This window comes from Streptomyces sp. RK9, assembly GCF_045070545.1.
Taxonomy (GTDB): domain Bacteria; phylum Actinomycetota; class Actinomycetes; order Streptomycetales; family Streptomycetaceae; genus Streptomyces; species Streptomyces alboflavus.
On sequence record NZ_CP173704.1, the window covers coordinates 3,615,484 to 3,641,959 of the forward strand.

The following is a 26,476-nucleotide window of genomic DNA, read 5'->3' on the forward strand; positions in this document are numbered from 1 at the left end:
TGGCTGGTCGCGCAGTTCCCCGCGCCCCTTCGGGGCGCTTCGTGCTGCGGCGATCATGCGATCCAGTGCGGCCGGCGGTCCGCCGGTGACGGTGGCAGGCCGTCGGTGAGCGTCGTGGCCATGCGGTGGACGGCCTCGCGGAGGGTGTCCGGGGGAGCGGTGTAGGGGATGCGCAGGCGCTGCTCGAAGAGGCCGGGGTCGGGGGAGAAGCAGGCGCCGCCCTCGATCCGGACTCCGTAGCCGAGGGCGCGATCGGCGAGGGCCGAGGCCACGGGCTCGCCGAGGTCGACCCAGAAGGACAGGCCGCCGGACGGCTGCTCCCAGGTCCACCGGGGCAGATGCTGGGCCAGCGCGGCGGCGAGCGCGGCGCGCTGCTCGCGGAGCCGGTCCAGGCGGTCCGCGAGCAACTCCCCGGCGCGGTCGAGCAGGACGAGCGCCAGGAGCTGGTCCAGGACCGAGCCGCCCATGTCGTTGGCGACCCGCTGCGCGGCCAGTTCGGTGACGAGCCGCGACGGCGCCCGCAGCCAGCCGACGCGCAGGCCGCCCCAGTGCGTCTTGCTCATCGAGCCCACGGTGACGACATCGCCGCCCGCGCCGGGACCGACGTAGGAGGCCAGCGGCGCGGGCGCGGGCACGTCGAGCGCCAGCTCGGCCAGGGTCTCGTCGACGACGAGCCAGGTCCCCGAGCGGTGCGCGGCCCGCACCACCCGCGCCCGGTCCGCCGCAGGCAGCAGGCGGCCCGTCGGATTGTGGAAGTCCGGGATCAGATAGGCGAGCCGCGGCACCGTCTGACGTAGCGTCGACTCCAGGATCCCGACGTCCCAGCCGGCGTCGGTCACCGGCACCGACACCGTGCGCAGCCGGGCCCGGCGCATCGCCTCCAGGGCGTTCGGGTACGACGGGTTCTCGACCAGGACGCGGTCGCCGGGGCCGCACAGCAGCCCCAGGACGAGCGTGAGCGCGTGCTGCGCCCCGGAGGTCACCAGGATCTGGTCCGGCACGGTGGCGAGGCCCCGCCGCGTGAACCGCTCGGCGACGGCGGCCCGCAGCTCGGGCAGGCCGTAGGGGTGGTAGCCGGGGGTGCGGGTGTGCTCGGCGAGCCGGGGCGTGACCTCGGCGAGGGCGTCGGCGACGACCTGCTCGGGCAGCGCGGGGGCGGCCCTCGCCAGGTCGATCGCGCTGTCGTGGGGCCGCAGGTGCCGGGTGACGCCGCGCGGCGCCCGGCCCTCCGGCAACGCCGTCCACGTACCCGCGCCCTGTCGGCTGCGCGCGTAACCGCCCTCGCGCAGCAGGTCGTACACAGCCGTGATCGTCGCCCTGCTGGTGTCGAGGGCGGTGGCCAGCTCCCGTTCGGCGGGGAGGCGGACGTGCAGGGCGATCCGTCCGTCGAGGATCAGCGCGCCGATCGCCCGCGCCAGATGCCGGTACGCGGGCCGCGCGCCCGCCGGGTCCGGGAGCAGGGCGGCGAGTTGGCGGCTTCCCAGGGTCCGGTCCCGCGCTTCCCGCTCCGCCATACCATTCTCCCGGGATTGGCCATGTATTACGGGCCAATCACTCTACAGACTCGCCGCCATCGGCCTCGCGGGCCGATGCGTCGTCCGACCACCTGTGGAGGCACCCCGGCATGCGGCACACCGCCGACAGCGACAGCAGCAGTGGCATCGACAGCAGCAGTGGCATCGACCGAACCGGCCCCCGCACTCCACCCCCACCCCCGCTCACCTACCTCCCCCTCACCGAACGCCCCCTCCGCCGTCTGCCCCAACTCCTCCTCGGTCTCGCCCTGTACGGGCTGAGCATCGGCGTCATGGTCAGGGCCGGGCTCGGCGTCAGCCCCTGGAGCGTGCTGAACCAGGGCGTCGAGCGTCACACCCCGCTGAGCTTCGGCACCGTCAGCGCCGTGGTCGGGGCGCTCGTGCTGCTGCTGTGGATCCCGCTCAGGCAGCGGCCGAGGTTCGGCACGGGCGCCAACGTGATCGTGGTGGCGTACGCGTCGGACCTCGGCCTCTGGCTCGTCCCCGCGGACCTGGGACTCGGGACCCGGATCGGCCTCCTCGTCGTGGGGATCCTCGCCAACGGGCTGTCCGTGGCGGTCTACGTGGGCGCCCGCTTCGGGCCGGGGCCGAGGGACGGCCTGATGACCGGCCTCGCCGCGCTGACCGGACGCTCCATCCGGTTCGTGCGCACCCTGATCGAGGTCGCCGTGCTCGCCGTGGGCTGGCTGCTCGGCGGGAGCGTGGGGGTGGGGACGGTGCTGTACGCGCTCGCGATGGGGCCCGTCACCCAGTACTTCCTGCCGCGGTGGGCGTACGGGGCGCCTCGGGCTCCGCGGCCGGGGTGAGTCCGGCGGGCGCCGAATCGTCGTGGGTGAGGTCGGGCAGCCAGCCGAGCCAGCGCGGCAGATACCAGTTCCGCTCGCCGAGCAGCGCCATCACGGCGGGCAGGAGCACCCCGCGGATCACGGTCGCGTCGATGAGGACCGCGGCCGCCAGACCGACACCCATCTGCTTCATCGACTGCATGGACAGCGTCCCGAAGATCGCGAACACCGCCACCATGATGACGGCCGCGCTGGTGACCACGCCCGCGGTGGTCACGACTCCGTGCGCGATCGCGTCCCGTGTGCTGCGCCCCTGGAGCCGCGCCTCCCGGATCCGGGAGACCACGAACACGTGGTAGTCCATCGACAGGCCGAACAGGATCACGAACAGGAACAGCGGCAGCCACGCGACGATCGCGCCCACGCCCTCCGCGCCGACGAGCGACGCGCCCCAGCCGTGCTGGAAGACCATGACGAGGATGCCGTAGGCCGCGCCCACCGAAAGGAGGTTGAGCAGGATCGAGGTGACGGCGACGGCGAGGGAGCGGAAGGAGAGCAGCATCAGGAGGAAGGCGAAGACCACCACGAAGGCGAACACGGGCGGCACGGACGAGCTGATCTGTTCGTTGAAGTCCTTGGAGGAGGCGACCTGTCCGGTCACGGGCGCCTCGACGCCGTCCACCTTCCCGAGCGTCGCCGGGCGCACCTCGTCGCGGATCAGCGTCAGGCTCTTCGCCGCCTCGTCCTGGTCGGAGCCGCCGATCAGGGGCACGCTCAGGACGGCCACGTTCTCCTTCTTGTGCAGGGCCACCTCCACCGGCCCCTTCGACGCGCCGGAGCTGACGGCCCGCTCGCGGAAGTCGGCGATGGCCTCGGTGACGGCGGGCGCGTCGATGTCGTCCGCCTTCACGACCACCTCGGCGGGCTCGGCGCCGCCGGGGAACGCCTCGTTCACGCGCTCGTACGTCGCCACGATCGGGAGCGAGTCGCCGAACTCCTGGTCCAGGGTCAGCTCCTGGGTCTTCATGCCGAGCGCGGGCAGCGCGATCGCCGCGAGCGCGCCCGCCGCGACCACCGTCCACAGCACCGGCCGCCGCAGCACCCCGCCGACCACGGTCCGCCACAGCCTGCTCTCGCCCGCGTCCTTCCGGCCGGCCTTCGCCCCGCGCCGCAGGAACGGCAGGCGCCCCTTCTCGACCCGCTCGCCCAGCAGCGAGAGCAGCGCGGGAAGCACCGTCACCGAGCCGACCATCGCCACGGCGACGACCATCAGCGAGGCCAGACCCATCGCCTCGAAGTCGGTGATGCCGGTGAAGAGCATGCCCGCCATCGCCACGCACACCGTGATGCCGGAGACCACCACGGCCCGGCCGCTGGTCGCCGCCGCGATCCGCAGCGCCGTCTGCGCGTCCCGGCCCTTCTCCCGCTCCTCGCGTTCGCGCCGCAGATAGAACAGGCAGTAGTCGACGCCCACGGCGAGCCCGACGAGCAGCATCACCGAGTTCGCCACGTCGCTCATCGGCTGCACATGGCTCACCAGGGCCATCAGGCCCATCGTCGCCACGATCGCGGATATCGCGAGCAGCACCGGGAGCAGCGCCGCCACCAGAGCGCCGAACGCGATCAGGAGAATGCCGAAGGCCACCGGCACGGCGGAGTACTCGGCCTGCTTGAAGTCGCTGCCGAAGGCGTCGTCGAACGTCTTCTCCATGGAGGCGCCGCCGATCTGCTCGATCCGCAGCCCCGCGTCCTCGTGCCGGTCCGCCACGCCCTCGACGGCCTTCAGGACCGGCTCGACCCGGTCCATGGAGTCGTCGGGGTCGCCGCGCAGGTCCACCTGGACGAGCGCGCTGCGGCCGTCCTTGGAGACCGTGCCGGACGTGTAGGGGGAGGTGACGGCCGAGGCCTCGCCGGTGCCCCGTACCGCCTTGACGACGTCGTCGACGGCGGCGCGGAAGCGCGGGTCCGTGGCCTTCGGTCCATCGCCGCCGCGGGTCTGCACCAGCACCGTCTCGCCGGTCGGCTCCTCGACGCCGGCGTCGTCGGTGATGCGCTGTGCCTGGCTGGTCTCGCCCTTCAGGTCGCCCTCCGGCGCCTCCGCCCGGCCCACGGCCGAGCCGACGCCCATGGCCAGGACGACGAACAGGACCCAGATGCCGACCGCTGCCCAGCGGTGCCGCGCGCTCCAGCCACCGGCCCGCGCGGCGAAGCCCCGCACGGGTGTCCCTGTGCTGCTCATGATGGAGTCCGCCCCCCGTCGTGCGGCGGCACCCTGCCACCACCTTTTCCCGACGCTAGGGCGGTACGCGCGCCGCCTCATCGTGCCGACAGGTGAACCGCCGCGAGACCGTGGGAGGAGACATGACACTCAAGCCCCCTACATCTATCGGGGACTTGGCACCTACACCCACTCGGGAAGAGCCGCGCGAGACGGGGCGCGGGACCCCCTCGGCCGGATGTATACGTTCCGTCGTGTCCGATCTGCCACTGCGAACCCTTTTTGTTATTACGGAACCTTGTTGAACAAGTCACAGGCGTATGAAGGTATTGATCTGCGCCCGTCATTCAGACAAGGTTTCGTCCCAACGCCCAAAGATCTTCAGTTCTTTCGGAGTTCCCAGGGCGCCGCAGCCATGGCTGCACACAGCAGAAAAGGCTTTGAAACCCCCCACATCCCCCCACAACGCACCACGAGGAGACCCCTCTTCATGGCAACTCACAAGCGCGCTCGCACGATGAAGCTCACCGCCGCGATAGCCACCGCCGCCACCGCGGTGGGCGTGACCGTCTTCGCAGGATCATTCGCAGGTGCGTCGACGCCCGCCGAGGGCAAGGTCTACGGCGCCGACGCCAAGGGCGCCGTCGAGGGCAGCTACATCGTGCTGCTCGACGAGAAGGCGAACAAGGAAGCCAAGTCCGACCTCGCCCAGGAGTACGGCGGCAAGCTCAGCCGCAACTACTCCTCGGCCGTCAACGGCTTCGCCGCCAAGAGCCTGTCCGAGACCGAGGCCAAGCGCCTCGCCGCCGACCCGGCCGTCGGCAAGGTCGTGCAGAGCAAGAAGTTCTCGATCGACGCCACCCAGGACAACCCGCCGTCGTGGGGCCTGGACCGCATCGACCAGGCCGACACGGCCGGCGACAAGAAGTACACCTACCCCGACGCCGCGGGCGAGGGCGTCACCGCGTACGTCATCGACACCGGTGTCCGCGTCAGCCACAAGGACTTCGGCGGCCGCGCCACCTCCGGCTTCGACGCCGTCGACAACGACGACAACGCCGACGACGGCAACGGCCACGGCACCCACGTCGCGGGCACCATCGCCGGTGACGCGCACGGCGTCGCCAAGAAGGCCAAGATCGTCGCCGTCCGCGTCCTGGACGACCAGGGCTCCGGCACCACCGAGCAGGTCGTCGCGGGCATCGACTGGGTCACCAAGAACCACCAGGGCCCCTCCGTCGCCAACATGAGCCTCGGCGGCGGCGCCGACGAGGCCCTGGACGAGGCCGTGAAGAAGTCCATCGCCGCCGGCGTCACCTACGGCGTGGCCGCGGGCAACGAGTCCAGCGACGCCGGCCAGGGCTCCCCGTCCCGCGTCAAGGAGGCCATCACGGTCGCCTCCTCGACCAAGGACGACCAGCAGTCGGACTTCTCCAACTTCGGCTCCGTCGTGGACATCTACGCCCCGGGCTCGGACATCACGTCCGCCTGGAACACCGGCGACGACGCCACCAAGACGATCTCCGGCACCTCGATGGCGACCCCGCACGTCGTCGGCGCCGCTGCCGTCTACCTGGGCGCGCACAAGGACGCCACGCCCGACGCCGTCGCCAAGGCCCTGACCGACGGTGCCACGCCGGACAAGATCTCCAACCCCAGCGAGGGCACCCCCAACAAGCTCCTGAAGGTCGTCGAGTAGTCACGGCCCTGAAGAAGCCGGCGGTCGTCGTGCCCACCCCCACGGGGCACGGCGGCCGCCTTATCGTGTGCGCATGGCGACGAAGATCTACGCGGCGCTGCTGCGCGGCATCAATGTGGGCGGCAGCAGGAAGGTGCCCATGGCACGCCTGCGCGCGCTCCTCGAAGGGCTCGGCCACACCGGCGTCGGGACGTACCTGCAGAGCGGCAACGCCGTCTTCACGGCGGACCACGGCGACGAGGAGAGCCTGGCCGCCGAGGTGAGCGACGCGCTGGAGCGGGAATTCGGGTTCACCGTCGACGTCCTGGTGCGCGACGCCGCGTATCTGAGGGCCGTGGCCGACGCCTGCCCCTTCCCCGCCGACACCCTTCAGGGCAAGCAGCTGCACGTCACCTACTTCTCCGCGCCCGTCGTGGCCGCCCGGTTCGCCGCCCTCGACCAAGCGGCCTTCCTGCCGGAGGAGTTCCGGCTCGGCGACCGCGCCCTGTATCTGTACGCCCCCGACGGCCTCGGCCGCTCGAAGCTCGGCGAGGCCCTCGCGCGCCCGGCGCTCACCAAGGGGCTCGTCGCCACCAGCCGCAACTGGAACACCGTCACCAAGCTCGTGGAGCTGACCGATGCCTGACACGTCCGCCACGCAAGGACTGCCCGACCTGCCCGGCCGCTCGCCCGCGGTCGAGGCCGCCATCGAGAACGAGCTGCGCCTCCTCGACCCCGAAGTGCGGTCCTCGCCCGCGCTGTTCGGCGCGCTCCTGCACCCGGAGTTCACCGAGTTCGGCGCGTCCGGCGTCCGCTGGGACCGCGAGTCGATCGTCGAGGTGCTCACCGCCCGGCCCGAGCCGGGCGGCCGCCCCACCACGACCTCCCGCATGCGGGGCGTCGAGGTCGCCGAGGGCGTGGTGCACCTGACCTTCGACACCGACACCAACGGCCGTCTGGTGCACCGCAGTTCACTGTGGCGGCGCACCGACGACGGCTGGCTGCTCTGGTTCCATCAGGGCACCCCGTTCACCCCCGAGCCGCCCCCGGCAGACTGACGACGCGCAGTCCGCCGTAGGTGGTGTGCGAGACGACCTCGGCCGGGACGGCCAGACGCGGGTCCGCGAGCAGCAGGCGCACCGCGTCCGGCCGCCGGGCGTCCTCGGCCGTCCCGGCGGCCGAGGTCACGGCGGCCACCTCGTCGATGAGCGCCAGGTCCGCGTCCGTGACCTCGTCCTCGGCCTTCTCCATCACGCCCCAGCCGTCCCACGGCAGCGCCTCCGTGCCGCCGAGCGCCGCCAGGTCCGCCACCACGTCGGACCGCACCAGGCCGAGCCCCTTGATCTCCGGGACCGTGCTCACGCCGAACGTGTCCGGGTCCGCCCGCCCCTCCCGGCACGCCCGCCACGCCTCACCGCCCACCACGAACTGCTCGCGCGGTACGTCCATGGGGTCGAAGTCGATGTCGTACAGACCTCCGCCCAGCGTGGCCTCCACGACGAGCTGCGCGTCCGCGAGGACCCAGCCGCGCCCGGCCGTCCAGAACTCGGTCACCCAGTGGTTGTCGTGGAACCCCGCCTGGAAGTACGTGCCGTAGCCGCACCGCAGCCGCGCCGGGGTGCCGGTCGCCCGCAGCAGCGAGCACAGGAGCAGGGCGAAGTCCCGGCAGGTGCCCACGAACCGCTCCGCCGGCGGCCGGGGCTCGGCCAGGGGCGTCGTGCCGCGCTCGCCGATGATCCGCAGCAGTTCGGCGGCGTACCGGGACTCGGCGTCCTCGCGCATGCGCTCCTCGGGCACCGCGTGGCCGAACCGGGCGCCCTCCTCCCGGTGCAGGACGACGCCCCGCACGAGGGCGGCGAGCGCGGCCGGGTCCCGGGGGAGCGGGTCGGGTCCGACGAGGGCGTCGAGGTGGGGGCCGGGGTCCGTGTACGGGCTCTGGGTCAGGTAGTCGCTGTCCATGGCGGGAGCCTGAAGTCTGCCCCTGGGGCAAGGTCAAGATACGGAAAGATCTTGACCGTTCACCTGTTCGCTGTGTCAGGCTCGGGCCATGCGCTACATCATGATCGGAGCGGGGGCCATCGGCGGCAGCGTCGGCGGACGCCTCGCCGAGGCGGGGCACGAGGTCGTCCTGGTCGCGCGCGGCGCGCACCTTGAGGCGCTGCGGGAGCGCGGGCTCACCCTGAGGACGCCCGACGGGACCCGCACCCACCGGCCCCCCGTCGTCCAGGACCCGGCCGACCTCGGCGAACTGCGCGCCGACGACGTGCTCGTGCTCGCCGTGAAGACCCAGGACGCCGAGGCCGCCCTCGACGCCTGGGCCGTACGGCCCGTCGCGGGCGGCACGACCGCCGCCGAGGCGCTGCCGCTGGTCTGCGCGCAGAACGGCGTCGAGAGCGAGCGGATGGCGCTGCGCCGCTTCCGCCACGTGTACGGCATGTGCGTGTACCTGCCCGCCACGTACGTCGAGCCCGGCACCGTCTCCGCCGCCGGTGCCCCGCACACGGGCATGCTGCACCTCGGCCGCTACCCGGCGGGCACCGACGACACCGCGCGCCGCGTCGCCGCCGACCTGGAGAGCGCCAAGCTGCTCGCGCCCGTGGTCGAGGACGTGATGCGCTGGAAGTACGGCAAGCTCCTCGGCAACCTCGCCAACGCCGTCGAGGCCCTCACCGGACCCCTCACCGACGAGGACGCCCGCGCCCTCGTGCGGCGCGCCCGAGCCGAGGGCGAGGCCGTGCTCGCCGCCGCGGGGATCGACGCGGTCGGCGAGCAGGAGCAGCGCGAGACGCGCGGCGAGCGCGTCGTCCTCGAACCGCTGCCCGGCGTGCCCCGGGGCGGCGGCTCCTCCTGGCAGAGCCTCAGCCGCGGCACCGGCACCATCGAGGCCGACTACCTCAACGGCGAGATCGCGCTCCTGGGCCGGCTGCACGGTGTGCCGACGCCGGTGAACGACGTGCTGCGGCGGCTCGCCAACGCGTTCGCGCGGGAGCGCAGGGAGGCGGGGTCGATGGCGGTGGGGGAGCTGGTCGCGCTGGTGGAGAAGGGGTAGCTCGCGGGGACGCGGTGCAGGGTCTCGCGGGGGCGCGGTGCGGGGTCAGGTCGGGGGCACGTCGGTGTCACGTCGGCCAGTCCGCGGCCCGCGACGTGAACTGGAGCGTCGTGCTCCCGTCGTCCTCGCGCACCTCGCGGCCCTGGGTGAAGCCGAGCCGCTTCAGCACGGCTATGGACGGCGTGTTCAGCGCGTCGACGGTGGCGTGCACCTCGGCGAGGCCCAGGGTCCGGTGGCCGTGGTCGGTCAGCAGGCGCGCCAGCTCCGTGCCGAGGCCGAGGCCCCAGCTGCTCCGGGAGAGCCCGTACACGATCTCGTGTCCGTCCAGCCACGGCTCGGGCGACGGCTTGATCTCCGCGTGCCCCGCGTACCGGCCCTCGTGCCGCACCGCCCACACCGGGAAGCGTGCCTCCGCGTACACGATGCCGAACAGCCGCGCGAACAGCGCCCGGTCCGCCTCCGCGCTGCGCATCCCGTCGCCGAACCAGCGGCCCACGGCCTCGTCCTGGAACAGCGCCACGAAGTCCGACTCGTCGGACGCGACATAGGCGGAGAGCACGAGGCGCTCGGACCTCAGTTCGGGGGAGACCGGCTCGGACGTCATCCGCGAGACGGTATTGGGGGGTGGGGGCCACCGCAAGCGGTTTCTGGCCGGGGGCCTGGGCAAGATCAGGTCAGGGTGGGACGGGGTTGGGTTTCGACCGCGGGGCGGTGGGGGCTTGGCGCGCAGTTCCCCGCGCCCCTTGCGGGGCTGGGCGGTGTGTCAGGGGTGGACCGCGCCCCTTGCGGGGCTCTGTGTCGGTGGGGCGGGGCGTCCTGCGGCCCTTGCGGGGCCCAGGGTGTCGCCTGCGGGGCGGTGGGGGCTGGTCGCGCAGTTCCCCGCGCCCCTTACGGGGCTCGTCAGACTGCTGCCCGTAGTGGGGGGTGCCACGTCGGCTGCGGCGGTGTCGTGATGTTCCCCGCACGGGTGGGTGGGCGGGCGGGATCCGCCGCGAAGCGGTGGCATGCGTCGAAGCGGTCCAGGAGGACGTGGGCGACCAGCGGGGAGTCTCCCAGGACGTCCGCCAGGACGTCGGCCTCGGCCGCGCCGCGGGCGATCCGGTCGGGCAGGAAGCCGGGGGCCAGGACGTACGGCGCGACGGCGACCTGGCGCACCCCGGGCGTATCCCGCAGCAGGCGCACCGCCTGTTCCGTGCGGGGAAGAGTCGCGGAGGCGAACGCAGGCCGCACGGCGCACCAACCGGTGTGCCGCCACTCCCGCGCGATGTCAGCGATCACTGCGATCGCCTCCGGGTCGGTGGAGCCCGCCGAGGCCAGGACGACCCCGGTCGTGGGCTTGTCGGCGGGGTCGAGCCCCGCCTCGTACAACCGCGTCTCGAGCGCGGTGAGGAGGAGGGGTGACGGGCCGAGCACCCCCGCCTGCCGCACCCGCAGCCCCGGCGGGGCCTCCCGGAGGACCGCCGGGATGTCGGCCTTCGCGTGGAAGGCGCGGGTGAGGAGCAGGGGCAGGGCGACGACATCGCGTACCCCTTCCTCGGCGAGGGAGTTCAGGACGGCCGGCACGGACGGGGTGTTGAAGTCCAGGAACCCCACCTCCACCCGGAGGCCGGGCCGCAGGCCCCGCACCGTGCGCAGCAGCGCCCGCACGCTCGCGGCATGCCGGGGATCCCGGCTGCCGTGGGCGACGACCAGAAGGACGGGACGGGACGTGTGGCGCATCGGAATCAGCTCTTCACCAGGAGGCCGCGGCTGCGCAGCACCCACCGCTCGAGGGGACTGAAGATGAGCAGGTCGATGGCGATGCCGACGATCAGGATGAGCAGGATGGCGAGGAAGACCTGGGACATGCTGCTGTTGGTACGGCCCGCTTCGAGGAGCTGGCCGAGTCCGATGCCCAGGTCGGGGGACTGCGCGATGATCTCCGCGGCCATCAGGGAGCGCCAGGAGAACGCCCACCCCTGCTTCAGGCCCGCCACATAGCCGGGCAGCGCGGCCGGCATGACGATGTGCCAGGCGCTGCGCAGCCCCTGCGCGCCGAGGGTGCGCCCCGCCCGCAGGACCAGCGGGGGGATCTGGTCGACGCCCGCGACCAGGCCGTTGGCGATGGAGGGCACCGCGCCGAGCAGGATCACCGCGTACATCATGGAGTCGTTGAGACCCAGCCAGATCACGGCCGGCGGCACCCACGCCACCGAGGGCAGCGACTGCAGGCCGGACAGGATCGGGCCGATGGCCGCCCGTACGAAGCGGATCCGCGCCACGATCAGGCCGAGCGGCGTGCCGATGGCGAGGGCCATCAGGAAGCCGAACAGGCCGCGCTCGACGCTGGTCCAGATGTACTCGAGCAGGGTGCCCTGCCGCCAGGAGGCCTCGACCTCGTCCCACACCGCGGACGGTGCGGGCAGCTTGTAGCTGTCGGTGACCTTCGCCCAGACCAGGACCTGCCACACCACGAGGACGAGGACGACCGCGGTGATCGGCGGCAGGACCTTCTGGACCAGGGTCTCGCGCAGCGGGGTGCGCCGCGTCTGCACCGTGTCCAGGGCGTCGAGGCCCGCTTCCAGACCGGCCAGGTCGTGCGCGTCCGCCGGTCCTTCCGCCTTCGCCGCGCCGCCGGATTTCGCGGGCGTCGTCGTGTCAGTGCTGCCCATGGCGGCGGATCTCCCCACGCAGTTGTTCGGTGATCTCGACGGAGAGCTCCGCCACGGCCGCGTCCTCGATGCGGCGCGGCTGCTCGATGTCGACCTGCCACTCGCGCGCCACCCGGCCGGGCCGCGACGAGAGCAGCACGACGCGCTGGGCGAGCCGCACCGCCTCGCGGACGTTGTGCGTGACGAACAGGACCGAGACGCCGGTCTCGCGCCAGATACGCATCAGCTCGTCGTGCAGCACGTCCCGGGTGATGGCGTCGAGGGCCGCGAACGGCTCGTCCATCAGCAGGAGTTGACTGTCCTGGGCGAGCGCGCGGGCCAGCGCGACGCGCTGGCGCATGCCGCCGGACAGCTCGTGCACCCGCTTGCCGTGGGCGCCCTGGAGACGCACCAGGGAGAGCAACTCCTCGGCCCTAGGCCGTCGTTCGGCCTTCGGCACGCCCCGCAGCCTGAGGGCGAGCTCGATGTTCTTGCCCGCGGTCAGCCACGGGAACAGCGCGTGTTCCTGGAACATCAGGGCGGGCCGCCCGTCCGTGGCGATGGTGCCCGCGGTGGGCCGGTCGAGCCCGGCCGCGAGGTTCAGCAGCGTCGACTTGCCGCACCCGGAGGCTCCCAGGAGGGTGACGAACTCGCCGCGCGCGACATCGAGCGTGATGTCGTCGAGGACGAGCTGCTGCCCCGCCGGAGTGGCGAAGGACTTCGAGACGTGCTCGATGCGCGCGGCGACGTCGAGCGTCGCGGCCTCGCCGACCGCGCCTGCCGCCGACTTGGCGGGCGTGGTCTTGGTGAGCGTGGTGGCCATGGTCGTCACCTCCTGGGATCCCTGAACCGGCTCTGTTCTTCGCCTACTTGACGCCGAGTCCGGCGTCGTCGACCGCGGGCCTGCCCGCCGCCTTCAGGACCTTGCCGAGCGGCCGCAGGTCGTAGATGCCGTTCAGGTCGGGCTTGTCGAGCAGGCCCGCCTTGACCGCGTGGTCGGCCTCGGTGTCGAGCGTCGCGGCCAGCGGGTCGTCGATGAACTGGATCGACTTCCACGCCGGGTCGATGACCTCGGGCGGCAGCGCCTTGCCGGAGAGCTGCTTCAGCTTGGCGTTGGCCGCGGCCTTCGCCTTCTCCGGGTTCTCCTTGATGAACTGGTTCGTCTTCACCGAGCCCCGCAGGACCGCCTCGACGACCTTCGGGTGCTTCTTCAGGAAGTCCTGCGACACGATGATGTTGGTGATCACGAACTTCTTGTCCGGCCACAGGTCGGACTCGTCGAGGAGCACCTTGCCGCCCTCGGCGACCAGCTTGGACGCGGTCGGCTCCGGCACCCAGGCGCCGTCGATCGAGCCGGACTTGTACGCGTCCGGGGTGATCTTGTTGTCGGTGCGGACCACGGAGACGTCGCCCTTGCCGCTCTCGGCGTCGACCTTCCAGCCCTTCTCCTTCACCCAGTTGAGGAACGCCACGTCCTGGGTGTTGCCGAGCTGCGGGGTCGCGATCTTCTTGCCCTTGACGTCGTCGAGGGACTTGACCTTGTCCGGGTTCACCACGAGCTTCACGCCGCCGGACGCCGAACCGCCGATGATGCGCAGGTTCTTGCCCTGGGACTTGGTGTAGCCGTTGATGGCCGGGGACGGGCCGATCCAGCCGATGTCGATGGACTTCGAGTTCAGCGCCTCGATCTCCGAGGGGCCCGCGTTGAACTGCGCGTACGTCGCCTTGGTGCCGCCCAGCTCCTTCTGCAGGATGCCTTCCTGGTCGCCGACGAGCGCGGTGCCGTGCGTGAGGTTCGGGAAGTACCCGATCTTCACCGTGTCCAGGCCCTCGATCTTCTTCGCACCGGCCGCGATCTTGGCCTTGCCGCTGTCGTTCGAGTCGGAGTCCGAGCCGTATCCGCAGGCGGAGAGGGTGAGGGCGAGGAGCGGCAGCGCGCTCAGCGCGGCCAGGCGGCCGCGGTGTGGCGCCCGGCGGCGGGCGGTCGTACGGGGAGAGCGGATGGCAGGCACGGGAGGTGTTCCTCTCGTTGGCCCGGCGCGGGCACCGTCAGGGTGCGGCCGGGCGGACGTCGGCGGATCTTCGTTTACGTCGGAAGGGACGGCGGGGGGTGTGGGCGCGCGAGCGGTGCGCGTACGTCATCGCGCACATCGGGCGACCCCTCCCGTCCCCGCGCCGAGCGCGCCGCTGCCCACGCGCCCGCCTTCCTTGGCGAACGTCGCGTACACGTCGATGGAGGTCATGTCAGAAGTCCCAGCCCTCGTCGTCCGCAGGCGCGCCATGGGCGTCCTCTGCCTTGGCGAAGGCCTCGCCCGCCATGCCCGCGGCCAGCGTCGTGCCGTCCGCCGGGTCGATGAGCAGGAAGGAGCCGGTGCGGCGCGAGTCGGCGTACGCGTCGATCGCGAGCGGCTCCGCGGTGCGCACCAGGACCCGGCCGATGTCGTTGGCGACGAGCTGCCCGGGGTTCGGGTGCTGGGACAGGTCGTCCAGGGTGAGCCGGGACGGGATCTGCTTCACGATCGCCTTGACCGTGCGGGTGGTGTGCTTGAGCAGCACCCGCTGGCCCACCACGAGCGGGGTGTCCGCGACGTGGCAGACGGTCGCCGCGATGTCCTGGCTGGTGGACGGCGTATCACTGCTCGGGACGATCAGATCGCCCCGTGAGACGTCGATGTCGTCCTCCAGGAGCACGGTCACGGACTGCGGGGTCCACGCCACGTCCACGGGCCTGCCGAGCAGGTCGATGCCCGCGACCTTCGACGTCCGGCCCGAGGGCAGCACGGTGACCGACTCGCCGACCCGGAAGGTGCCCGCGGCGATCTGGCCCGCGTACCCCCGGTAGTCCGGGTGCTCGGCGGTCTGCGGCCGGATCACGTACTGCACCGGCAGGCGCGCGTGGCAGCTCGTCAGGTCGTGGCTGACGGGCACGGTCTCCAGGTGCTCAAGGACCGTCGGGCCGCCGTACCAGTCCATGTTCGACGACGGCTCCACCACGTTGTCCCCGGCGAGCGCCGAGATCGGGATGGCGGTGATCTCCGGGACGCCCAACTCGCCCGCGTACGCGGTGAACTCCTCCGCGATCTTCGCGAACACCGGCTCCGCGTACGCCACCAGGTCCATCTTGTTCACGGCGAGCACCACGTGCGGCACCCGGAGCAGGGCCGCGACGGCGGCGTGCCTGCGGGTCTGCTCGATGACGCCGTTGCGGGCGTCGACGAGGACCACGGCCAGGTCGGCCGTGGAGGCGCCGGTGACCATGTTGCGGGTGTACTGCACATGGCCCGGGGTGTCCGCGAGGATGAAGCGGCGCCGGGGCGTGGCGAAGTAGCGGTACGCCACGTCGATGGTGATGCCCTGTTCCCGCTCGGCCCGCAGGCCGTCGGTGAGCAGCGCCAGGTCAGGGCCCTCGGCGCCGCGACTGCGCGAGGCGTGCTCGACGGCCTCCAGCTGGTCGGCGAGGACCGACTTGGAGTCGTGGAGCAGGCGCCCGACGAGCGTGGACTTGCCGTCGTCGACGGAGCCCGCGGTGGCGAACCGCAGCAGCGTGGTCGCGGACAGACCGGCGAGTTCCCCGGCGGCGGTATCGGTGGTGCTGGTCATGGCTAGAAGTACCCCTCGCGCTTGCGGTCTTCCATCGCGGCCTCGGAGAGCTTGTCGTCGGCGCGGGTCGCGCCGCGCTCGGTGAGCCGGGACGCGGCGATCTCGGTGATCACGGCCGCGAGCGTCGTCGCGTCGGAGTCGACGGCGCCGGTGCAGGACATGTCGCCGACCGTGCGGTAGCGCACCTGGCGCCGCACGACGTCCTCGCCGTCCTTGGGCCCGCCCCAGTCGCCCGCGGTCAGCCACATGCCGGAGCGCTTGAAGACGTCCCGCTCGTGCGCGAAGTAGATCTCCGGCAGCGCGATGGACTCGCGGGCGATGTACTGCCACACGTCCAGCTCGGTCCAGTTGGACAGCGGGAACACCCGGACGTGCTCGCCGGGGGCGTGCCGGCCGTTGTAGAGCTGCCACAGCTCGGGGCGCTGGCGGCGCGGGTCCCATTGCGAGAACTCGTCGCGCAGCGAGAACACCCGCTCCTTGGCGCGCGCCTTCTCCTCGTCGCGCCGCCCGCCGCCGAAGACCGCGTCGAACCGCTCGGTCTGGATCTTCTCGGTGAGCGGCAGCGTCTGCAGCGGGTTGCGGGTGCCGTCGGGGCGCTCGCGCAGGACACCGCGGTCGATGTAGTCCTGCACGGACGCCACGTGCAGGCGGAGGCCGTGCTCGGCCACCACCCGGTCGCGGTACTCGATGACCTCGGGGAAGTTGTGCCCGGTGTCGACGTGCAGGAGGGCGAAGGGGACCGGCGCCGGGGCGAAGGCCTTCAGCGCCAGATGCAGCATGACGATGGAGTCCTTGCCGCCGGAGAACAGGATCACCGGCCGCTCGAACTCGCCCGCGACCTCGCGGAAGATGTGCACGGCCTCGGACTCCAGGGCGTCCAGGTGCGACAGCGCGTACGGGCTGTCGCTCGCCGAACTCCCGTCGGCGTCACCGGAGTTGCCGGTTCCCTCATGAACACTCGCGGCGGTCGTCACACCAGACCCCTTTCGTTGAGCAGCGCGTGAACCGCTGCCGCGGACTCCTGCACGGTCTGGTCCTGGGACTCGATCCGCAGATCGGGCGACTCGGGCTCCTCGTACGGGTCGTCGACGCCGGTGAGCCCCGATATCTCGCCCGCGGCCTGCTTGGCGTACAGGCCCTTCACGTCCCGTACGGAGCAGACCTCCACCGGCGTGGCCACGTGCACCTCCAAGTAGGCGGTGCCGCCCGCCTGGTGGCGCTTGCGGACCGCCTCACGGCTGTCCGTGAACGGCGCGATCACCGGGACGAGCGCCAACACACCGTTGCGGGCGAGGAGTTCGGCGACGAAGCCGATGCGCTGGACGTTGGTGTCCCGGTCCGCGCGGCTGAAGCCGAGGCCCGCCGAGAGGAACTCGCGGATCTCGTCGCCGTCGAGGACCTCGACCCGGTGGCCCTGGGCGCGCAGGATGCGCGCCAGCTCGTGGGCGATGGTGGTCTTGCCCGCGCTGGGCAGGCCCGTGAGCCAGACGGTGGCTCCGGTCACGTGGGTCTCCTGAACACTTCGGGGGTCGGTCGTCGCCGGCTGCGCTGTGTGAGGGTTCGTCATCCGTGCAGCCCGCATTCGGTCTTGGCGCGTCCCGCCCAGCGTCCCGCGCGCGCGTCCTCGCCGTCGAGGAGGCGCCGGGTGCAGGGCGCGCAGCCCACGGAGCCGTAGCCGTCCATGAGCAGCGGATTGGTGAGGACGCCGTGCTCGGTGACGTACGCGTCCACGTCGTCCTGCGTCCAGCGGGCTATCGGCGAGACCTTGACCTTCCGCCGCTTCTCGTCCCAGCCGACGACCGGCGTGTTCGCGCGGGTCGGGGACTCGTCGCGGCGCAGGCCCGTGGCCCAGGCGGCGTACCCGGCGAGGCCCTCCTCGAGGGGCTTGACCTTGCGCATCGCGCAGCACAGGTCCGGGTCGCGCTCGTGCAGCCGGGGGCCGTACGCGGCGTCCTGCTCGGCCACGGTCAGCTCAGGGACGAGCGTGATGACGTTGACGTCCATGACGGCCTCGACGGCGTCACGGGTGCCGATGGTCTCGGGGAAGTGGTAGCCGGTGTCGAGGAACACCACGTCCACGCCGGGCCGGGCACGCGCGGCGAGGTGGGCGACCACGGCGTCCTCCATCGACGACGTCACGCAGAACCGCGCGCCGAAGGTGTCCGCGGCCCAGCGGAGGATGTCGAGCGCGGAGGCGTCCTCCAGGTCGCGCCCGGCCTGCTCGGCGAGCGCCCGCAGCTCGGCGGTGGCCGCTGTGTCGGGCTCCTGAGCGGCTCTCATATCGATTCCCCTCCAGGGTCGTTGCGCTGAAGCCCACGGGTCAGAAGACCGAGGAACTTCAACTGGAAGGCGCGGTTGCACGCCGCGCATTCCCACGCGCCGTGGCCCTGCTCGCTGGGCCGCAGGTCCTCGTCGCCGCAGTAGGGGCAGTAGAAGGGGGCGGCACGCTCGCTCATGAGAGGGCCTCCTCGGAGGCCCGGGCCGCCCAGGTGGCGAACCGCTCGCCGTCCTCGCGCTCGGCCTGGAACCGCTTGAGCACGCGCTCCACGTAGTCCGGCAGCTCGGCCGACGTGACCTTCAGGCCGCGCACCTTGCGGCCGAACCCGGCCTCCAGGCCGAGCGCGCCGCCCAGGTGCACCTGGAAGCCCTCGACCTGGTTGCCGTCGTCGTCGAGGACCAGCTGGCCCTTGAGGCCGATGTCGGCGACCTGGATGCGGGCGCAGGCGTTCGGGCAGCCGTTGATGTTGATGGTGATGGGCTCGTCGAACTCCGGGATGCGGCGCTCCAGTTCGTCGATGAGGGAGGCGCCGCGCGCCTTCGTCTCGACGATCGCGAGCTTGCAGAACTCGATGCCGGTGCAGGCCATCGTGCCGCGCCGGAACGAGGACGGGCGGACCGTGAGGTCCAGCGACTCCAGGCCCTCGACCAGCGAGTCGACCTGGTCCTCGGTCACGTCGAGCACGATCATCTTCTGCTCGACGGTGGTCCGAAGCCGGCCCGAGCCGTGCGCGGCGGCCAGGTCGGCGATCTTCGTCAGTACGGTGCCGTCGACACGGCCGACGCGCGGGGCGAAGCCGACGTAGAACCGGCCGTCCTGCTGCCGGTGCACGCCGACGTGGTCGCGCCAGCGCTGGACCGGCTGGGCGGGGGCGGGGCCGTCGGCCAGCTTGCGCAGCAGGTACTCGTCCTCCAGGACCTGGCGGAACTTCGCCACGCCCCAGTCGGCGACGAGGAACTTCAGCCGGGCACGGGTGCGCAGGCGGCGGTAGCCGTAGTCGCGGAAGATCGAGATGACGCCCTCGTAGACGTCCGCCACGTCCTCCAGGGGCACCCAGGCGCCGAGGCGCTGGCCGATCTTGGGGTTGGTGGACAGGCCGCCGCCGACCCACAGGTCGAAGCCGGGGCCGAGGTCGGGGTGGACGACGCCGACGAACGCGATGTCGTTGATCTCGTGCGCCACGTCCAGGAGTGGCGAGCCGGAGATCGCGGACTTGAACTTGCGGGGCAGGTTGGAGAAGGCCGGGTTGCCGACGATGCGGCGCTGGATCTCGTCGACGGCGGGCGTGCCGTCGATGATCTCGTCCTCGGCGATGCCCGCGACGGGGGAGCCGAGGACGACGCGCGGGGTGTCGCCGCAGGCCTCGGTCGTGGACAGGCCCACGCCCTCCAGGCGGCGCCAGATCTCCGGCATGTCCTCGATGCGGATCCAGTGGTACTGGATGTTCTGCCGGTCGGTGATGTCGGCGGTGCCGCGCGCGAACTCCTGCGAGATCTCGCCGATCACGCGCAGCTGGTCGGTGGTGAGGCGGCCGCCGTCGATGCGCACCCGCAGCATGAAGTACTCGTCGTCCAGCTCCTCCGGCTCCAGGATCGCGGTCTTGCCGCCGTCGATCCCGGGCTTGCGCTGGGTGTACAGGCCCCACCAGCGCATCCGGCCGCGCAGGTCGTTCGGGTCGATGGAGTCGAAACCGCGCTTGGAGTAGATCGTCTCAATGCGTGTCCGCACATTGAGACCGTCGTCGTCCTTCTTGAACTGCTCGTTTCCGTTGAGCGGGGTGAAGTGACCGACAGCCCACTGGCCCTCGCCACGGTGGCGGCTCGCCTTGCGCCGGGGCGCGCGGGGGGCGGCGGTCGCGGTGTCTTCAGGGTTGGCAGCCATGGGTGTATGTCCTTCACAGCGGGCTGAGAACGGCTCTGACCTGCACACTCGCGCAGAAGGCGCGGCGGTGCGCGGGGATGGGGTCAGACAAGGGGAATGCGGCGGTGCTGGGTTTCTCAGCTCGCCGGACACATGGCGCTGGACATGCGGCCGAGGTCGACGTGGCGTCGACTCACCAAGGCGGTTCCAGCTCGAGACATGACGGAAGCGTGGCACGCGTCTTTCGGCGCAGTCCACCTCTGTCCGTATCCTGGACGTCTACGTCCCGTATCCTGGACAAATCATGGGGGCTGCGCCCCCGCTCCCCCGCTTTTTCGGCGCTCCGCCCCTCGTCCTCACACGCCGGACGGGCTGATTCCCCCTCTGTGTGCTCTTGGCTGCCGGACGGCGTGAGCCAGGGATTCTCAGCCTGTCCGGCGTTTGAGGACGAGGCGCGGAGCGCCGATCCGGGGGTGCCGTCGGCCGAGGGGCACCGTGACACGGTGGGCGTCAGGCGTGCGATCCGGGCCAGGGGCCGGGGGTGACCTGCTCGGCCTGCTCCGAGACCTCCGTGTGGAAGAGCTTGAAGCCCCGCCGCAGGTAGTTGTCCATCGCATGGTCCCCGTCGAGGCTGCACGTATGGACCCACACCCGCTTCGTCGGCGTCCGCTCGGGCCACCGCTCCGCGAGGTCCCACGCGCGGGCCGTCCCGTACGAGAGGAGGTGCCCGCCGATCCGCCGCCCCCGGAAGGCCGGGATCAGGCCGAAGTAGAGGATCTCGACGACGCCGTCGTCCTGCGGGTCCAGCTCCACGTACCCGGCGGGAGTGCCCCTGTCGTACGCCACCCACGTCTCCACGCCCGGACGGGCCAGGTGCTCCTGCCACTGGGCGTAACTGAGGGAGAGCCGGTCCACCCAGGTGATGTCGCCGCCGACGGCGGAGTACAGGAAGCGGCTGAACTCGGGCGAGGGCACCTCGGCCCGCACGATGCGCACGTCGCCGTCCGGGGCGGCGGCCGGGAGCAGATCGGTGCGGGCGGTCTGTTCGAGGGACCAGGTGGTGACGGGGATGTTCATGCCGGTCAGGCAATCATGGGCGGCGCCGGGGGGCCAAGGCGGATCCACCGGCGGGCCCGAGCGGCGCGCGCGGACCGCATGACTCGTGTAAGTCGGCCCAGCGGGCCCCGCCCCCGTCAAGGCTCGGCCGCCGCCCGCGCCCGCAGCACCGCGGGGGCGAGGGAGTGCGGGAGCAGCCGGGAGGGGTCCTCGGGCAGCAGCAGCTGGACGTCCGTGTCCTCGTGGAAGCGGTACGGGCGGTGGGCGAGCAGGCCGCCCAGATAGCGCCGGACGCGGGACAGCTCCGCGCGGACCGTCACCGTGCGCGCCGGATCGCCGAACAGGTCAGCGGCGAGGCCCGCGGCGGTGCGGCCCGAGCGGTGCACGGCGAGCAGGTACAGCAACTCGGCGTGCCGCGGCGACAGTTCATGGGTCCAGCAGTCCGCGCTGCCGGTGACGGCGACCGTCCACCGGTGCGGCCCCGCGACGTCCACCACCACCCGCGTCCCGGCCCCGGGCCCGGCCACGTCCCGCTCCTCCTCGTCGAGCCGGAGCAGCCAGCCGCCGGGCAGCGGCGCCACCGTGCACATGCCGAGCGCGGGCAGCCAGGAGCGGCCGTCGGCGAGGGACTTGGGCAGGGCGAGCCGGTCCACCGGCGGCATGCCCGTGACCGCCGCCGTCCAGCCGTGGCTGTCCACCGCGACGGCCCGCCCGTCCATCCGGGCGAGCACCGGCGCGGCCACCGACCGCAGCCGGTCCAGGGCCGTCAGATGCGCCTCGCGCAGCCGCGCCTCGGCGAGCTTGGCGACCGAGCAGACCAGGGCGAGCGTCGCCGGGTGCATGGTGTCGAGCGGCCCGCTGATGTCGACCACGCCGAGCAGCCGCCCGTCCCTCGGGTCGCTGATCGGCGCGCCCGTGCAGGTCCAGCGGTGGTGGGTGCGGACGAAGTGCTCGGCGGAGAAGACCTGCACGGGGCGCCGGGCCACCAGCGCGGTGCCGACGCCGTTCGTGCCGACGATGCTCTCCCGCCAGTCGGCGCCTATCTCGAAGCCGTGCCCGTCGGCCATCCGCAGCACCGACCTGTTGCCCTCGCGCCACAGCAGCCGCCCCTCGGCGTCCGCGACGACCATGATGTGCTGCGCGACGTCCGCGACCGACAGCAGCCCCTCGCGCAGCACCGGAAGCACATCTCTGAGCGGCGACGCCTGCCGCCGCCGCTCCACCTCGTCCGTGCTCAACACGCCCGAGCGGAAGTCGTGTTCGGGGTCGACGCCGCTCGCCAGCATCCGGTCCCAGGACGCCCCTATCTCCGGCCGGGGCCCGACCCGGGGTTGCTCGCCGGCGATCCTGGCGTCGCGCACCTCCCGAAGGAGCCGTGCGGCCTGCGCGGTCTTCACGGCCGTCAGCCGTTCGAGGTCGAAACTCGCGTGCGTGTTCATCACCGTTCCTCCCGCTCCCCGAGCCCGCCGACAGAGGGGGACACGCCATCCATCGTGCCCTTCCTGGCGCGCCGAGGGACATGCTTCACCCAGGTCGTACGAACCCGGACCCGCACACCGTCCAGAGTTGCAACCCTCTGCAACTCTGGCGAACAGTCGTGCGGTGTTTGAAACTTGGCCGTGCGCCGCCCCGTGCGGCGCCCGTCCCGACGGGGCCTGAAGACCGGGGGTGGTGCCGTGTCGGCGCAGCACCACCCCCGTGACAGCGCCCGTCGGGCGTGAAACTCAGAGCCCCACGGCCGCCCGCTCCACCACCGCCCCCAGATTCAGGCTGTGCGGCAGCGTGCCGAACGCCGCGCCCCAGTCCCCGCCGAGCCGGGACGCGCAGAACACGTCGGCCACCTCCGCCGGGGCGTACCGCACCAGCAGCGAGCCCTGGAGCACCAGGGCCATCCGCTCCACCAGACGCCGCGCCCGCGCCTCGACGCCGCTCAGGTCCGCCAGCTCCGTGAGCAGGTCCTTGATCGCGCCGTCCAGGCGGTGATCGGCCCCGCGCGCCGCGCCGACCTCCTCCAGGAACGCGGCGAGCGCCTGCGGCTCCCGCTGCAACGCCCGCAGCACGTCGAGGGCCTGGACGTTGCCCGAGCCCTCCCAGATGGAGTTCAGCGGCGCCTCGCGCAGGAGCCGCGGCATCCCCGACTCCTCGACGTACCCGTTGCCGCCCAGGCACTCCAGGGCCTCACCCGCGAGCGGCGTGCACCGCTTCGTCACCCAGTACTTCGCGGCCGGCACCGCGAGCCGCAGGAACGCCCGCTCCCGCTCGCTCCCGTCGTCGTACGCGGCCGCGAGCCGCAGCGCGAGCGTCGTCGCCGCCTCCGACTCCACCGCCAGATCCGCGAGGACGTTGCGCATCAGCGGCTTGTCGACGAGCTTGCCGCCGAACGCCTCCCGGTACGTGGCGTGGTGCACGGCCTGCGCCACCGCCTGCCGCATCAGCGCCGCGGAGCCGATGACGCAGTCGAGCCGGGTCGCCGCCACCATCTCGATGATGGTGCGGACGCCGCGCCCCTCGTCGCCGACCCGGCGCGCCCAGGTCCCGTCGAATTCGACCTCGCTGGAGGCGTTCGACTTGTTCCCGAGTTTGTCCTTCAGACGCTGAATGTTGAATACGTTCCGCGCACCGTCGTCGAGGATCCGTGGCACCAGAAAACAAGTGAGTCCCTCCGCCGCCTGCGCGAGGACGAGAAAGCCGTCCGACATCGGCGCGGAACAGAACCACTTGTGCCCGACGAGTTCGTACGTCCCGTCCTCGGCGAGCGCCCGCGCCCGCGTCGTATTGGCCCGTACGTCGCTGCCGCCCTGCTTCTCCGTCATGCCCATCCCGAAGAGCACGCCCGCCTTCTGCGCGGCCGGCCGCAGCCCCTCGTCGTACACCGTGGAGGTCAGCCGCGGCTCCCACTCGGCGGCGAGCGCGGGGTCGGCGCGCAGCGCGGGCACCGCCGCGTGCGTCATCGACACCGGGCAGCCGTGCCCGCCCTCCGTCTGCGTCCACACCAGGAAACCCGCCGCCCGCCGCACATGCCCGCCGGGACGGCTCCACGCCGCCGTCAGGCCCGCGCCGACGGCCTTGCCGAGCAGCCGGTGCCAGGACGGATGGAAGGAGACCTCGTCGATCCGGTTCCCATACCGGTCATGCGTGTGCAGAACGGGTGGATTCTCGTTCGCGAGCACCCCCCACTCCTGTGCCTGGACGGAACCCGCGGTGCGGCCGAGGGCGGAGAGCTCCTCGCGACTCGCCCCCAGGAGCGACGGGTCGAGATGCCGTTCGACCCCCTCCACCAGAGCGCGGTCGGACGTGAAGACGTCATATCCCACCAGGGGCGGAGCCTGGTTGGTCACTGTGTGGGTGGTGGCTGCCATGCCGCTACGGTAAGGAGGTGCACCAGGCAAAAGAAACACCCGGGCGGCCACACGGTCGCTGGAAACGGGCCCGCGCTCTCTACCGCAACGTCTCCAAGCGCAGGACCGCCTGGCTGCTGCTGAAGGACACCGTCAACTCCTGCATCGAGTACCGCGTCCTCGGGCTCGCGGCGGAGGCGGCGTTCTTCACGCTGCTGTCCGTGCCGCCGCTGCTGCTCAGCCTCATCGGGCTGCTCGCGTACGTCGACCGGTGGACCGGCGCGGACACCATCACCAGCGTCGAGAACAACATCCTCGAAGCGTCCCGGACGATCCTCTCCGACAAGGGTGTCCGTGAGATCGCGCAGCCGATCCTCGAGGACGTGATGAAGGTCGGGCGGCCCGACGTCATCTCCATAGGGTTCCTCTTCGCCCTCTGGTCGGGATCGCGCGCCGTCAACGTCTTCATCGACACCATCACCGTCATGTACGGACTCGACGGCGCCCGGGGCATCGTCAAGACCCGGATCCTCGCCTTCGGGCTCTTCCTCGTCGCCCTCGTCATCGGGTCCGTCGCGCTGCCGCTGATGGTGGCCGGGCCGGACGCGGTGGTGAAGCTGGTGCCCGGCTCGGCGACGGTCGTCCAGATCCTCTACTGGCCCGTCGTCACCTTCCTCTCCATCATCTTCCTCACCACGCTCTACCACGTGTCCGTGCCCGTGCGGTCGCCCTGGGTGGAGGACATGCCCGGGGCGCTCATCGCCCTCGGCATGTGGGTGCTCGGCAGCTTCCTGCTGCGCATCTACCTCACCAGTACCGTGGAAGGGCCCACGATCTACGGCTCGTTGGCCGCGCCCGTCGCCGTGCTCCTGTGGATCGGGATCTCCGCCTTCGCCGTGCTCGTCGGGGCGGCCGTCAACGCCGCCATAGACCGGGTGTGGCCGTCCGTCGCCACCGCGTCCGCCCGTGAGGCCAATGAGCGGGTGCGGGAGGCGAAGGCCGCGGAGCTGATCGCGCGGGCCGCCGCCGCGCGGGCCGCGGAGGATCCCGACGACCCCGACATGCCCTCGGAGTTCCCCGAGCGCTGGTCCCGCTTCCTGCCCCCCGACGACGTCTCCTCCCGCCTGCGCACCCACCACTCGAAGCGCAACGGGGACCACCCTGACCCGGACTAGCCCCTCCCGGCGTCCGGCCGACGCCACCTTCAGCTGCGCCGATCCCTCCGCCGATCGGCGCTCCGCGCCTCGTCCTCGAACGCCGGACGGGCTTTCTCCCGCCCACCCGCCCAGACCTGCATCCCGCTGAGCAACGGCCCGGCACCTTCAGGCCCGCAAGGGGCACCCCCGTATCGGCGCTCCGCGCCTCGTCCTCAAGCGCCGGACGGGCTGAAGGCGTCGCCGATGTGGGCTTGGAAGGTCACCTGGGGCGGGCCTGAGGGTGCCGGGCCGTTGCCGAGCCGGTGAATGGCTGGGGCGGGTGGGTGGGAGAGAGCCCGTCCGGCGTTTGAGGACGAGGCGCGGAGCGCCGCATCGGGGGTGACCCCGGCTCAGCCCCGGGCCGTGGTCGGCGTCGCTACTTCCACGTGGCCGCGGTGGCGGCCTCCTGGACGAAGGCCGAGAATTCCCTCGGGGCCCGGCCGAGTATGTCCTGGACGCCGGTGGAGATGTGGGCATTGCGCCCGTCGAGGTTGGTTTCGAAGAGCTCGATGAGGAATTCGACCTCCGCGTCGGGGACGCCGAATTCACGCAGAGCGGCACCGTATTCGGCGGCGGGCACGGGCACGTACCCGAATTCCCGCCCCACGGCGGCAGAGACCTCGGCGACGGCGTCCCGGAAGGACAGCAGCCGCCCCCCACTGACCTCAAGGACGCGCCCGTCGTACCGCTCACCCGCCCCGAGCACGGCGAGGACGACGTCCGCTATGTCCCGCACGTCGATGAAGGGCTCGAGCACCTCACCCCCGGGGAACGCCAGCTCCCCGCTCTCCCGCATGGCGTCCGCCAGCGGCCCTTCGCTGAGGTTCTGCGCGAACCAGCTGGCCCGCACGACGGTCCACCGCGCCCCGGGCACGGCGAGCGCGTCCTCCGTGGCGTGCGCCTGGTCCTCACCGCGCGCCGAGAGGAGGACGAGGTGGCGCACCCCCAACTCGACGGCCTGCCGGGCGAACGCGCCGACGGCCTCGGCGGCACCGGGCGCGCCGACGTCGGGCTGGTACGCGAGGAACGCGGCGTCGGCGCCCCGCAGGGCGTCCGCCCACGTCGACGCGTCGTACCAGTCGAACCGCACCGCGCCGGACCGCGAGGCGGACCGCACCTCGTGCCCCGCGGCCCGCGCGGCCTCGGCGACCCGGCTCCCGACCCGCCCGGTCGCCCCGGTGACGAGGACCGTCAGCGGTGCCGGAGTGCCCTGCGTGTGCTGTGTGTTCTGCTCGTTCGTGGTCATGGGTGAA

Annotated in this window: 25 protein-coding genes; 6 read left to right on the forward strand and 19 right to left on the reverse strand. The window is 72.1% G+C overall.

What is annotated here, in order from left to right; all coding sequences use genetic code 11:
• Positions 1 to 53: 53 nt before the first annotated feature.
• On the reverse strand, positions 54 to 1,514 hold the full coding sequence (locus tag AB6L24_RS35850) for a PLP-dependent aminotransferase family protein (RefSeq protein WP_405662456.1): 1,461 nt from the start codon (positions 1,512 to 1,514) through the stop codon (positions 54 to 56).
• A 110-nt stretch (positions 1,515 to 1,624) separates the two neighbouring features.
• Between AB6L24_RS35850 and AB6L24_RS35855 the strand changes: the two genes are divergently transcribed.
• Complete coding sequence (locus AB6L24_RS35855) at positions 1,625 to 2,341, forward strand: YitT family protein (RefSeq protein ID WP_405662458.1); 717 nt, start codon at positions 1,625 to 1,627, stop codon at positions 2,339 to 2,341.
• On the opposite strand, the gene AB6L24_RS35860 is transcribed toward AB6L24_RS35855, so the two are convergent.
• Complete coding sequence (locus AB6L24_RS35860) at positions 2,280 to 4,559, reverse strand: MMPL family transporter (RefSeq protein WP_405662460.1); 2,280 nt, start codon at positions 4,557 to 4,559, stop codon at positions 2,280 to 2,282. The genes AB6L24_RS35855 and AB6L24_RS35860 overlap by 62 nt on opposite strands.
• Before the next feature lie 469 nt (positions 4,560 to 5,028).
• On the opposite strand from AB6L24_RS35860, the gene AB6L24_RS35865 reads away from it, so the two are divergent.
• From AB6L24_RS35865 to AB6L24_RS35875, 3 genes are all read left to right on the forward strand, one after another.
• Positions 5,029 to 6,237, forward strand: coding sequence for a S8 family serine peptidase (locus AB6L24_RS35865; RefSeq protein ID WP_405662462.1), 1,209 nt, complete (start codon positions 5,029 to 5,031; stop codon positions 6,235 to 6,237).
• 73 nt (positions 6,238 to 6,310) lie between these two features.
• A complete protein-coding gene (locus tag AB6L24_RS35870; RefSeq protein WP_405662464.1) occupies positions 6,311 to 6,862 on the forward strand; it encodes a DUF1697 domain-containing protein in 552 nt (183 codons plus the stop codon).
• Complete coding sequence (locus tag AB6L24_RS35875) at positions 6,855 to 7,274, forward strand: DUF4440 domain-containing protein (protein WP_405662466.1); 420 nt, start codon at positions 6,855 to 6,857, stop codon at positions 7,272 to 7,274. The genes AB6L24_RS35870 and AB6L24_RS35875 overlap by 8 nt, the downstream gene beginning before the upstream one ends.
• On the opposite strand, the gene AB6L24_RS35880 is transcribed toward AB6L24_RS35875, so the two are convergent.
• On the reverse strand, positions 7,246 to 8,175 hold the full coding sequence (locus tag AB6L24_RS35880; RefSeq protein ID WP_405662468.1) for a transglutaminase-like domain-containing protein: 930 nt from the start codon (positions 8,173 to 8,175) through the stop codon (positions 7,246 to 7,248). The two genes, AB6L24_RS35875 and AB6L24_RS35880, sit on opposite strands and share 29 nt — an antisense overlap.
• Positions 8,176 to 8,263: 88 nt before the next feature.
• Here AB6L24_RS35880 and AB6L24_RS35885 point away from each other — a divergent pair, with 88 nt between their 5' ends.
• Positions 8,264 to 9,265, forward strand: coding sequence for a ketopantoate reductase family protein (locus AB6L24_RS35885; RefSeq protein ID WP_405662470.1), 1,002 nt, complete (start codon positions 8,264 to 8,266; stop codon positions 9,263 to 9,265).
• Between the two features lie 67 nt (positions 9,266 to 9,332).
• Here the strand turns inward: AB6L24_RS35885 and AB6L24_RS35890 are convergent, their stop codons facing one another.
• The 15 genes from AB6L24_RS35890 to AB6L24_RS35960 all read right to left on the reverse strand — a co-directional run bounded on the left by AB6L24_RS35890 (position 9,333) and on the right by AB6L24_RS35960 (position 24,048).
• A complete protein-coding gene (locus tag AB6L24_RS35890; RefSeq protein ID WP_405662472.1) occupies positions 9,333 to 9,869 on the reverse strand; it encodes a GNAT family N-acetyltransferase in 537 nt (178 codons plus the stop codon).
• Between the two features lie 296 nt (positions 9,870 to 10,165).
• Positions 10,166 to 10,984: a sirohydrochlorin chelatase gene (locus tag AB6L24_RS35895; protein WP_405662475.1), complete on the reverse strand. Its 819-nt coding sequence runs from the start codon at positions 10,982 to 10,984 to the stop codon at positions 10,166 to 10,168.
• A 5-nt stretch (positions 10,985 to 10,989) separates the two neighbouring features.
• On the reverse strand, positions 10,990 to 11,916 hold the full coding sequence (locus AB6L24_RS35900; RefSeq protein WP_405662477.1) for an ABC transporter permease: 927 nt from the start codon (positions 11,914 to 11,916) through the stop codon (positions 10,990 to 10,992).
• Positions 11,903 to 12,718, reverse strand: coding sequence for an ABC transporter ATP-binding protein (locus tag AB6L24_RS35905; protein ID WP_405662479.1), 816 nt, complete (start codon positions 12,716 to 12,718; stop codon positions 11,903 to 11,905). Before AB6L24_RS35905 ends, AB6L24_RS35900 begins: the two co-directional genes overlap by 14 nt.
• Positions 12,719 to 12,761: 43 nt before the next feature.
• The gene (locus tag AB6L24_RS35910) at positions 12,762 to 13,898 is read right to left on the reverse strand and encodes an ABC transporter substrate-binding protein (RefSeq protein ID WP_405663559.1); all 1,137 of its coding nucleotides are present in this window, start codon (positions 13,896 to 13,898) and stop codon (positions 12,762 to 12,764) included.
• Between the two features lie 241 nt (positions 13,899 to 14,139).
• Positions 14,140 to 15,495: a sulfate adenylyltransferase subunit 1 gene (locus tag AB6L24_RS35915; RefSeq protein ID WP_405662481.1), complete on the reverse strand. Its 1,356-nt coding sequence runs from the start codon at positions 15,493 to 15,495 to the stop codon at positions 14,140 to 14,142.
• 2 nt (positions 15,496 to 15,497) lie between these two features.
• Positions 15,498 to 16,469 (reverse strand): sulfate adenylyltransferase subunit CysD, encoded by a 972-nt coding sequence (cysD, locus tag AB6L24_RS35920; RefSeq protein ID WP_405662483.1) that lies wholly within the window; start codon positions 16,467 to 16,469, stop codon positions 15,498 to 15,500.
• Positions 16,466 to 17,077 carry an adenylyl-sulfate kinase gene (gene cysC / locus AB6L24_RS35925; protein WP_405662486.1) on the reverse strand — a complete coding sequence of 204 codons (612 nt, stop codon included), beginning with the start codon at positions 17,075 to 17,077 and terminating at the stop codon, positions 16,466 to 16,468. The genes cysD and cysC overlap by 4 nt, the downstream gene beginning before the upstream one ends.
• Positions 17,059 to 17,775, reverse strand: a complete 717-nt coding sequence (locus AB6L24_RS35930; protein WP_405662489.1) for a phosphoadenylyl-sulfate reductase — start codon at positions 17,773 to 17,775, stop codon at positions 17,059 to 17,061. Before AB6L24_RS35930 ends, cysC begins: the two co-directional genes overlap by 19 nt.
• Positions 17,772 to 17,951 (reverse strand): hypothetical protein, encoded by a 180-nt coding sequence (locus tag AB6L24_RS35935; protein WP_030360356.1) that lies wholly within the window; start codon positions 17,949 to 17,951, stop codon positions 17,772 to 17,774. The genes AB6L24_RS35930 and AB6L24_RS35935 overlap by 4 nt, the downstream gene beginning before the upstream one ends.
• Positions 17,948 to 19,654, reverse strand: a complete 1,707-nt coding sequence (locus tag AB6L24_RS35940; protein WP_405662491.1) for a nitrite/sulfite reductase — start codon at positions 19,652 to 19,654, stop codon at positions 17,948 to 17,950. Before AB6L24_RS35940 ends, AB6L24_RS35935 begins: the two co-directional genes overlap by 4 nt.
• Before the next feature lie 116 nt (positions 19,655 to 19,770).
• Positions 19,771 to 19,854 (reverse strand): putative leader peptide, encoded by an 84-nt coding sequence (locus AB6L24_RS35945; protein WP_318657890.1) that lies wholly within the window; start codon positions 19,852 to 19,854, stop codon positions 19,771 to 19,773.
• Positions 19,855 to 20,143: 289 nt separating this feature from the next.
• The gene (locus AB6L24_RS35950; RefSeq protein WP_405662493.1) at positions 20,144 to 20,710 is read right to left on the reverse strand and encodes a GNAT family N-acetyltransferase; all 567 of its coding nucleotides are present in this window, start codon (positions 20,708 to 20,710) and stop codon (positions 20,144 to 20,146) included.
• Between the two features lie 116 nt (positions 20,711 to 20,826).
• Complete coding sequence (locus AB6L24_RS35955; RefSeq protein ID WP_405662495.1) at positions 20,827 to 22,128, reverse strand: GAF domain-containing protein; 1,302 nt, start codon at positions 22,126 to 22,128, stop codon at positions 20,827 to 20,829.
• Positions 22,129 to 22,413: 285 nt separating this feature from the next.
• A complete protein-coding gene (locus AB6L24_RS35960; protein ID WP_405662498.1) occupies positions 22,414 to 24,048 on the reverse strand; it encodes an acyl-CoA dehydrogenase family protein in 1,635 nt (544 codons plus the stop codon).
• Between the two features lie 17 nt (positions 24,049 to 24,065).
• Between AB6L24_RS35960 and AB6L24_RS35965 the strand changes: the two genes are divergently transcribed.
• Positions 24,066 to 25,202 (forward strand): YihY/virulence factor BrkB family protein, encoded by a 1,137-nt coding sequence (locus AB6L24_RS35965; RefSeq protein WP_380856526.1) that lies wholly within the window; start codon positions 24,066 to 24,068, stop codon positions 25,200 to 25,202.
• A 397-nt stretch (positions 25,203 to 25,599) separates the two neighbouring features.
• Here the strand turns inward: AB6L24_RS35965 and AB6L24_RS35970 are convergent, their stop codons facing one another.
• Positions 25,600 to 26,469, reverse strand: a complete 870-nt coding sequence (locus AB6L24_RS35970) for an NmrA family NAD(P)-binding protein (protein WP_405662501.1) — start codon at positions 26,467 to 26,469, stop codon at positions 25,600 to 25,602.
• Positions 26,470 to 26,476 lie beyond the last annotated feature (7 nt).

Coding starts and splice junctions, on each gene's coding strand:
- AB6L24_RS35850 (WP_405662456.1), bottom strand. CDS start 1,514: ATGGCGGAGCGGGAAGCGCGGGACCGGACCCTGGGAAGCCGCCAACTC.
- AB6L24_RS35855 (WP_405662458.1), top strand. CDS start 1,625: ATGCGGCACACCGCCGACAGCGACAGCAGCAGTGGCATCGACAGCAGC.
- AB6L24_RS35860 (WP_405662460.1), bottom strand. CDS start 4,559: ATGAGCAGCACAGGGACACCCGTGCGGGGCTTCGCCGCGCGGGCCGGT.
- AB6L24_RS35865 (WP_405662462.1), top strand. CDS start 5,029: ATGGCAACTCACAAGCGCGCTCGCACGATGAAGCTCACCGCCGCGATA.
- AB6L24_RS35870 (WP_405662464.1), top strand. CDS start 6,311: ATGGCGACGAAGATCTACGCGGCGCTGCTGCGCGGCATCAATGTGGGC.
- AB6L24_RS35875 (WP_405662466.1), top strand. CDS start 6,855: ATGCCTGACACGTCCGCCACGCAAGGACTGCCCGACCTGCCCGGCCGC.
- AB6L24_RS35880 (WP_405662468.1), bottom strand. CDS start 8,175: ATGGACAGCGACTACCTGACCCAGAGCCCGTACACGGACCCCGGCCCC.
- AB6L24_RS35885 (WP_405662470.1), top strand. CDS start 8,264: ATGCGCTACATCATGATCGGAGCGGGGGCCATCGGCGGCAGCGTCGGC.
- AB6L24_RS35890 (WP_405662472.1), bottom strand. CDS start 9,869: ATGACGTCCGAGCCGGTCTCCCCCGAACTGAGGTCCGAGCGCCTCGTG.
- AB6L24_RS35895 (WP_405662475.1), bottom strand. CDS start 10,984: ATGCGCCACACGTCCCGTCCCGTCCTTCTGGTCGTCGCCCACGGCAGC.
- AB6L24_RS35900 (WP_405662477.1), bottom strand. CDS start 11,916: ATGGGCAGCACTGACACGACGACGCCCGCGAAATCCGGCGGCGCGGCG.
- AB6L24_RS35905 (WP_405662479.1), bottom strand. CDS start 12,718: ATGGCCACCACGCTCACCAAGACCACGCCCGCCAAGTCGGCGGCAGGC.
- AB6L24_RS35915 (WP_405662481.1), bottom strand. CDS start 15,495: ATGACCAGCACCACCGATACCGCCGCCGGGGAACTCGCCGGTCTGTCC.
- cysC (WP_405662486.1), bottom strand. CDS start 17,077: ATGCGGGCTGCACGGATGACGAACCCTCACACAGCGCAGCCGGCGACG.
- AB6L24_RS35930 (WP_405662489.1), bottom strand. CDS start 17,775: ATGAGAGCCGCTCAGGAGCCCGACACAGCGGCCACCGCCGAGCTGCGG.
- AB6L24_RS35935 (WP_030360356.1), bottom strand. CDS start 17,951: ATGAGCGAGCGTGCCGCCCCCTTCTACTGCCCCTACTGCGGCGACGAG.
- AB6L24_RS35940 (WP_405662491.1), bottom strand. CDS start 19,654: ATGGCTGCCAACCCTGAAGACACCGCGACCGCCGCCCCCCGCGCGCCC.
- AB6L24_RS35945 (WP_318657890.1), bottom strand. CDS start 19,854: ATGTCTCGAGCTGGAACCGCCTTGGTGAGTCGACGCCACGTCGACCTC.
- AB6L24_RS35950 (WP_405662493.1), bottom strand. CDS start 20,710: ATGAACATCCCCGTCACCACCTGGTCCCTCGAACAGACCGCCCGCACC.
- AB6L24_RS35955 (WP_405662495.1), bottom strand. CDS start 22,128: ATGAACACGCACGCGAGTTTCGACCTCGAACGGCTGACGGCCGTGAAG.
- AB6L24_RS35960 (WP_405662498.1), bottom strand. CDS start 24,048: ATGGCAGCCACCACCCACACAGTGACCAACCAGGCTCCGCCCCTGGTG.
- AB6L24_RS35970 (WP_405662501.1), bottom strand. CDS start 26,469: ATGACCACGAACGAGCAGAACACACAGCACACGCAGGGCACTCCGGCA.